Below are 7906 nucleotides of genomic sequence, written 5' to 3' on the forward strand. Positions count from 1 at the left end.
GCGCGCCGGCGGCGGTCGTATCGAACGCGATCCCTGCCGACTTGGTCAGCTCACCGAGCTGCTGCAGCGATGCCACTGCCGCTTGAATGGACGCCACCGTCTCGTCGAGATCCGCGCCGCTTTCGACCGCGCCACGGAAGGCCTCGTTGACGTCATCGACGACAGCGCCGGCCAGATCATCGGTGATCTTGTCGACCTGCAGGCTGGCCACCAGTCGCTTGACCTTCTCGTCGGGCGAGACGCCCTGGAGCAAGTCATCGAACGAGGTATCGATAGCACCCATGATGACGTCGAGACGATCATTCAGAATATCCGACAGCGGATCGTTCTTGATCCGGCTTTTGAAGCCATCCAGCGCGGTTTTGACCTGGTCGATCTCGTCCGCGTCCATGATCGACGCCATGGTGTTGTCGATCTGCTCCATGGAATCGAGCAGCGCGACCATATCCTTCGGCTCCACCTTCTCCTTGAACGTGAACCCATAGGAGCCGAACGCGGTCTGACGTCCGCCCAGCAGGCCATCCGTATCGCCCGAATCGTAGTAACGATCGTTAGCCGGGCCATCCGGCGTTTCGGCCGTCTGAGTGAATCCCGCCTTGTAGTCGCGATGAGAGCCGAACGCCGCATCGAGAGCGCCACCGATAGCCGATCCCGCGAAGGCACCGATCGGCCCGCCGAAATAGGTGCCGATCGCACCGCCAGCCGTGGCGCCGATGTTGGAATTGGCGTCCTTTCCGAACAGGCTCGAACCGACCTTCGTCCCGACCTGGCTGCCGACATATGCCGTACCCGCCGACGCCAGACCGTTCATGCCGGTGAAATTGGACGTCGAGCCACCGAAGTAGCTCGTGCCATTGCTCGCGACATTCATGCCGGACGTGGCGCTACCGGCAAAGCCACCGCTGTAGGAGGTCGGCGCACCCGCCCATTGGATGCCACCCACGCCACCGGTAAACGAATCGTAGAGCTTGCTTCCCATGCTAGACAGGTTGCCCAGCCCACCACCGCCAGAACCGGCACCGGTGGTGCCTCCGGGCAGTCCTAGCGCACTCTGTGCCTGCCCGGTAAATTCCACGACGATCGGCTTGAGCGTGGCCTGGTAAGCCAGTTCGCCAAGCAAGCGCTTGAAGCCGTCCATCAGCTGATCGCTGAAATCGTCGAACCCATCGAACGCGCCCGCGAACGCATCGGCGAAGGTCTCGTCGATACGATCGGCCGCTTCCTCCCACGCCCGCGCCATCTCCTGCGCAGCAGGGTCAGATTCCAGGGACAGCTCGCGCATTTCGTCGCGGATGCCGGCAAGCTGACGCTGATACTCTAGCGAGCCTCGCGCCGAGCCCGTATACCGTTCGTTGAGGTCGCGTAGATCCTTTTGAAGCTGTTGCGCCTTCAGAGAACTAGCGTCGTATTCCTTACGCAGCTCGACCGTGCGCTGATAGTACGGGTCCGCTTCCTTTTTCGCCTTCACATACTCGGCGCCCAACTGCGCCACGCCAGCATTGATCTCCAGCTGGCTACGTCCGGCTGCCTTGCCCGCCTCTACCAGATTCTCGACATCCTCATGGTATTGGCGCAGCAACGCCGCGCCCGGCTCCATGCGATCAAAGATGCCCTGCAACGGGTCGATGCTATCCCGATACTGCTGGGTCAGCTCGAACTGGGCCTGGGCGATCTCTTCGGCGGTTTTCTTGCCCTGCTGCTGCAGAAGGTTGAGCGCCGCCTGCTTCTTGGCGTACTCGTCCGCCGCCGTGCCCAGCGGGTCGAACGACTCGCGCAGGCTGTCGTAAGTCTTCTCGGCTTCGCCCAGCTCCTTGTTCAGCGCCTTGGCTTCGTCGGTCGCCTTGCTGCCGAACTCGGTCGTCGATGAAATCGCATCGGCACGGGCCTGCACGATCGCATGGGCGCGCTCGATGAGATCCGACACGCCGCCAGCGCTATCGCCAATGACGAGAGACGCCGACAAGGCGGTTGCCGAAAGCTCGGATTGCACGCCCTGCAGCAGCCCGGTCAGCGTATCCAGGTTGGCCAGCTGCGCCTGAACCATCGCCTCGCTCTCGGCGAAACGCTGGGCGCGCGCTAGCTGGACGTCGGCCTCGGCCTGGTCGCCTTGTTCGATGGCCGTCTGATAGCCCTTGAGCGCGTCGGTCTGCCCCGCGATCGCGCCCGACTGCTCAGCATAGAGCCCGGTGTAGCCCGCCTGACTGGCCGCATATTCGGCAGCTTCGGCGGCCGTCATACCCAGCGTGTTACGGACATCTTCCAGCTTGGCTAAGTATTTGTTCCACTCGCCACCGCTGTTGCCCAGCGCCTCGCCGACGCTGGCAAAGCCGCCGGCCGCGTCGTTAGCCGCATCGCCAGCCGCCGATTGGGCTTCGGTCACGGCGTCCATGCGGTCGCCGTAACGCTCCGCCTGCTGGGTCGACGTGTCGTAAATGCCGGCCAGCTTGGCCCAATCGCGCAGCGTTTCCTCGGGCACCCCCATCGACTCGGCGTTGCGCTGCATCACATCGGTGAGGCTTTCGCCATGCTCCACGGCATCGTCGAGCTGCTGGATAAACTCGCCATACGCCGCTTGCTGATCCGGATCGATCCCGCCCCATAGCGAGACACCGCCGAAATCCTCGACGGCCTGTTCCTTGATCTTCTCCAGCGCCTTCGCCGCTTTATCGGCTTGCGCTTCCTGCTGCTCGCCCCAGTTGGCCAGCGCCGCCGCCTGCTGGTCGCGGGTCAGCTGCTGGAACTTTTCGATGACGGTGTCGAGCGGTGTCTCGAGCGAACCCAAAGACTCCCCGACGCCATCCAGGCTATCGGAGAGATCGTCGCTAGAATCGGTCAGCAGAACGGCCGCCGACGCGCCCGCGATGAGCAGACCCGGCCAGCCGCCCAGTAGAGCAAAGGCGCCTTTGGCGGCTCGGCCGACACCCTTCAATGCCGTGGCTTGCAGATTGGCCGCACGGGTCGAAGCAACCATTGCCGCGCGATGCTCATCGGCAGCCACAGCTGCACGCTGACGCGCCACGCTGAGCTGTTGAAGCGCAATGGCGTGAGCGTTCGTGCCTTTGGTGGCCTGTGCTTCCAGTTTCGCTGTATCCAGCAACGCGAAGGCTGTTTGCCGTTCCGCCGCTGTACGGCGGACGGTGGCGTTAGCAGAGGCCAACAACGCGGCATTATTGGTGCGGATCTCCGAGGTGCGTTGCCGCCATGAATTCAACGAAGCCAAGCTGGCATTCGCCATACGCCCGGCCATGATTGAAGCCAGCCCCGTGAGCGCCATTTGCCCCGAGTTAACGACGCCTTCCATGCCGCCGAGGCTATCGATCAACCCATCGACGTCATCCGCGACACCGTTGATCGCCGGCGCCAGTTCGACCGCGACCGTTTGCGATAGACCCCGCCCGACTTCGCCCAGGTACTGCATTGACTGGCCGGCCTCGTCGAGGCGGTCGACGTCTTCCTGGGGCAGTTCGATACGCAGGTCACGCGCCTGCTGCTGGTACTCGCGCAGTTTCTCGGCGTTGTTATCCAGCAGCGGTAGCAGCCTGCTCAGATCGTTGGCGATGGACTCCGCGAAAAACACTTTGTCACCGTGGTTCTGGACGTCATCCAGCGCCCGCCCGATCGCCAACAGCTGCTGATCCGGGCTCATGCTCTGCAGCTCACCGATATTCAGGTTCAGCTGCTGGAGCAAATCGACCGCTTCACCGCCACCGGTGCGGACGAAATCGCCGATCTTGTCCGACACGTCTTTGAACATGTCGGACATCTTGTCGCCGTCCAGCCCCACCTGACGCGCGGCATAGCCCCAGCTCTGCAGCGCCTGGACGTTGGTACCGATGGCCTGGGCCATTGTCACCTGCTCGCGCACGGATGCCGCCGTGTGAGCGGTCATCGTGGCGATACCTGTGGCGCTCAGGCCCACCGCCGCCGCCATACCAGCGGCGCGGCTTCCGATCGCCATCAGACCCTGACTGGTCGACTCTGACTGACGTTCGGCCTGCGCCATCTCCTTGGTTAGCCGCTCGGTCGATTCCCGCGCGGCATCGTTGGCCTTGACGGCGCCACGGCTATCGCCGTCAATGACGAATGTCGTCTGATAACGCTTGCCCGCCATGAGGGAGACTCCTGCAAATCGGGCACAAAAAAACCGCCACGAAGGCGGTCATCTGTACGCAAGGGGATTAAACGATGGTGGTATTTCTGTTATTCGCGATTCTGCTAGTACTCCTCATCGCCACCGGTTTGTTACCGGGCGCAATGAAAGTCCTAAGCGTTTTCTTTGTTGTACTAATGGTGACCTTTATCGGTGTCACACATGGATGGCTAGTCGTATTAGGCGGCGGAGCAGTGGTTCTCCTGATTGCAGCAGGATCGGTTTTCATGGCTTTTCGAGATATCGAGAAAAAGCACAGGATCAAAGAACCGCCAAAAGTGGATATTCAAAAGCAGCTTGACCGTATTAATGCCGAGCAACGCGAAAAAGCAGCTCGGAAAGAGGCTGCGATACGAGCGCAGGTAGAGGCCGTCGATAAACTCGAACGTTAATCCTGCGCCTTTCTGAACCGACGAGTTAACCTCTGCCATCGAGATAAATCTCTAGCGGGGATAATTTCACAGGCGCCATTAACTATGGAGCCATGCTGATTCCGTCCCACACGCATGCCGATATGATCGATCTCGACCTCTTCGCCGCATCCTTCGCAGAGTTCCCAAACGGTTTCGCCCGGCTCGCATAGGCGAGCCAGGTCTCGGTGGTCGTGCCCGTGAATCCTCAACGAGCACTGTCGGCAATAGTCGGCCATGATTCCCCTCTGTCAGTCCTTCCTCTCTAGAGGATCGACCAACCGAGGATAAGCTTGAATGCCCCGCTCTCGGCGGGGCTCTCGGGTCAATGCCGGGTGGGTAGTACCCGGTGGTGTTCCAGCACTTGGCTGGCGATCTTCCGCCAGTCGGGCCGGTCCGGCACCACGTGGGCCCCGCCGATCTGCTTGGAAAGCCAGCTGGTCCACTGCTCCCCGCCACCGACCACGTCGGTATAGAACGAGTAACGCAGGTGGTGCATCAGGCTGCCCAGCTGCGAGACGACGTCATTCTGTGCCCGCACGATCGCCATCGCCTCGGTGAAGTCTTCCGCCGGCAGGTCTTCGATCCGCCGGATCGAGAACCGGATGCGCAGCCGGTTATACAGCCACTGCTGGCCGCCGGAATCCCGCGCCATGCCGTGGCGCTGGAACAGCGCATCGGCGGTCTCGGTCAGCTCGCGCCGTTGCGCGTGATCGATCTTTGCCGGCTGCGGCGCCACTGTGTCCGGCACCTTCGGCCACGCTCGGCGTGCCTGAAAGTAGCCCTTCACCAGCTGACGCTGCACCTGCCACGCCAGGTCGTCGGTGAACGACTTGACCAGCATCAGGTATCCGGTCTCGGTGAAGAACGTCACACGGTTCATCGCCTCGGGGAAAAGCTCCGGGTAGATCCTACGAATTTCGTATAAACCCTTAGAATCAATGGGATAGAAGTCTTCACCCTCTATCATGTGACGCTTGTTCTTGTGAAACGTACGAGTTGCGGTGTTCTTAGGACGCTTATGCGCAGCATCGATCATCGCGAAGGTCACGACCGGCTGGCCCTGATATTCGATAAACGGCAACTCGATGTTGGCGATTTGTACTGTTGCGGTAGTCATAGCGGTTACTCCAAGGGTTTTGGAGTCCGCCCCACCACTTCCACATGGGTTGGGGGCGGACCGTGCGCGGGGTGGAAGACCGGAACCCAAGGAGACCGGCAGCCCGAAGGCTCCCACGCACGGCCCGCCATAATGCGTCAGGCAGGCGTAAAAAAAGCGCCTGGTGACGAATGCGGGCGCTGTGCGCCTCAGGTTAAACGGGCTTCCACACCCGGCCACTGATTTGGCAGTAGCCGGCACAGGATGCCCCCAAGGCGCACGCCCGTCAATCTATCCTGATCGCGTGACGTTGTCACGTTTTGTGACGCATAACACCATATCGGGACAATCGGCCCTCCGGCCCTCGTGGGGCTCCGGGGCTCTGCTCTCGAAGCGAGTACGTTTGACGTACTTGCCTCACCGCGGGCTGCTGACCGGCGGGCTTACACGAAATTCGTGTAAGCCTTCCGAATCAGAAAGATGGCCGCCGCCAGCTTATCGCCCGTCGCCGGGTCTGCTAGGTTCATGGCTCATCATTCAAGGGCGGTAACCATGGAATACGAGTTTCAAATGACCGAAAAAGCTCTGGAGGTGCTGGGCGATTCGTTTACCGAGTTCGATGCCTGTGACTTCGGCGACTACGAACCTCGAGTCGGCGATCGGCTACTGCTGGAGTGCGCAACCACCAAACGCCGGTTCGCTTTCGAAATCATCAGACGAGGGTTTGACCTGACCGGTTACGAATGCGTCGCCGTTTTCGTCCTGGACATTCCCCCGTCGCCAGACGCCGAATCTCAGCAGCCTGCAACAGCATCAACTGCGCCCTAGCTTCCAGCACTTCCGCGCGGGGATCGGTGATACCGGCCCCGCGCCGTGTCGTATCTGTCTGCATCGTTTCACCTCGTCGTAACGCTATGACGCTCTAACGCTGACGCATCACCTCCAGCGCCCCCGCCTCGATGTGCTGCACCTGGCGCAGCGCGGTGGCCTGATCTTCAACGCCCATCATCTGCATGACGCTGGCTAACGCCGTGCGATCAATCCCCTGGGCGACGGGCTTGGCGTTCAGGCCCGTGATATAGCGCCACTGGCCACTGCACTGGCTGAACACCGACCATGCCGTGACGTGCTTCGGCCAGATCACGATGCGCTCGGGCTCGAGATAACGCGCCGGCACCGTGACGCCCCAGGCGTCCAGATCCGAGCGCAGTTCGTTCTTGCCGCCAGACTGGCCCGCCCATGCCCGCCCCAGGGCGTTTAGTTTTTTGCCGCTTCCTCGGGCACGCCGCGCTGGACTTCGTTCCATGCCAGCGTCAAGGGACCACGGGCATACGGGTCTTTGAACAGCCCATCGATCAGCGCCTTGCTGGATTCCAGCGGCTTGCCGGCGGCATCGTCAAGGCCAGCCACCGACAGCACATCTTCGCGGATGTGGTCGTTACCCTTGAGCTTGTTGGCTTTCTGCTTGGCGAGCAGCTTGTCCTGATCGTCCGTATCGCGGATGCGGATCTCGGCGGTGAACTGTTCTTCCTCGCGCCCGGGGCGCTGGATTTTGATGGTTTTGATGACGCTGGCGATGCCGACGACGTAGTTAGCCATGAGGCTCGATCCTTCCTGAAATTGGGGTTCAGAAACGACGACGCCCGCAGGTCGCGGGCGTCGTCGTTATTTCGTGACGAAGTCACGCGTTGCGTGAGTCACGCACTGGCTTACTTGAAGTAGATCGCGAACTCGTCGTCGCCATCCACCGGCAAGTGGCGGGCATCCGTCTGGTAATGCACGAAGCCGTCGTTGTCCTGCTCGCTGATCCCGGTCAATTGGGATTTGGGCGAACGGAAACCGACGATGTTGCCAGGCACGGTGCCGTGTTCCATTTCCACCGGGCCGGTGGCCACCGCCTGGTGGGATTCGGTCAACTCGAACACATCGAAGGTGTCGACACGCGGTGCCTCGAAGTTGATCTGCCCCATCGCCGCCCGATCGGTGATATGCACGCCCTCGTAATTGATGAGGTTGCGATAGGTCACCGTGTTGCCGATATCGAACGAGAACGACTCGCCCCGCGCCTCGTAGCCATGGAACGTCAGCTTGGTGGTGTTCTGGTAGTTAACCGGGATTTCGTCGGCCTGGTTCTCGGGCGTCAGCGTCACCGGCGAGATCGCCGTCGGGCGTTGATACAGGCCGGTAAAGGTAAACTGCAACGCCGGCAGACCTTCGGCTGTCGTGGTCCATGTGACCGTGCCACGA

6 protein-coding genes and 1 pseudogene are annotated in these 7906 nt (G+C 61.4%); 2 read left to right on the forward strand and 5 right to left on the reverse strand.

Features of this window, described 5'->3' with window-relative positions:
• Window positions 1-4111, reverse strand: a 4111-nt coding sequence (locus DOM36_RS19845) for a hypothetical protein (protein WP_198651350.1), incomplete at its 3' end; no start/stop codon positions are given.
• A gap of 74 nt (window positions 4112-4185) precedes the next feature.
• Between DOM36_RS19845 and DOM36_RS19850 the strand changes: the two genes are divergently transcribed.
• A complete protein-coding gene (locus DOM36_RS19850) occupies window positions 4186-4542 on the forward strand; it encodes a hypothetical protein (RefSeq protein WP_110644161.1) in 357 nt (118 codons plus the stop codon).
• A 343-nt stretch (window positions 4543-4885) separates the two neighbouring features.
• Here DOM36_RS19850 and DOM36_RS19855 read toward each other — a convergent pair whose 3' ends face one another.
• Window positions 4886-5680: an ORF6N domain-containing protein gene (locus DOM36_RS19855; RefSeq protein ID WP_110644162.1), complete on the reverse strand. Its 795-nt coding sequence runs from the start codon at window positions 5678-5680 to the stop codon at window positions 4886-4888.
• A 531-nt stretch (window positions 5681-6211) separates the two neighbouring features.
• Here DOM36_RS19855 and DOM36_RS19860 point away from each other — a divergent pair.
• Window positions 6212-6487 carry a hypothetical protein gene (locus DOM36_RS19860; RefSeq protein ID WP_157958721.1) on the forward strand — a complete coding sequence of 92 codons (276 nt, stop codon included), beginning with the start codon at window positions 6212-6214 and terminating at the stop codon, window positions 6485-6487.
• Between the two features lie 94 nt (window positions 6488-6581).
• On the opposite strand, the gene DOM36_RS19865 is transcribed toward DOM36_RS19860, so the two are convergent.
• From DOM36_RS19865 to DOM36_RS19875, 3 genes and pseudogenes are all read right to left on the reverse strand, one after another.
• Window positions 6582-6965: a DUF1799 domain-containing protein gene (locus DOM36_RS19865; RefSeq protein ID WP_110644164.1), complete on the reverse strand. Its 384-nt coding sequence runs from the start codon at window positions 6963-6965 to the stop codon at window positions 6582-6584.
• Window positions 6917-7258, reverse strand: coding sequence for a hypothetical protein (locus DOM36_RS19870; RefSeq protein ID WP_110644165.1), 342 nt, complete (start codon window positions 7256-7258; stop codon window positions 6917-6919). Before DOM36_RS19870 ends, DOM36_RS19865 begins: the two co-directional genes overlap by 49 nt.
• Before the next feature lie 110 nt (window positions 7259-7368).
• Window positions 7369-7906: pseudogene (locus DOM36_RS19875) on the reverse strand (hypothetical protein); the annotation flags it as partial.

It is taken from the genome of Salinicola sp. CPA57, from assembly GCF_003206035.1.
In the GTDB taxonomy this organism is placed as follows: Bacteria; Pseudomonadota; Gammaproteobacteria; order Pseudomonadales; family Halomonadaceae; genus Salinicola; species Salinicola socius.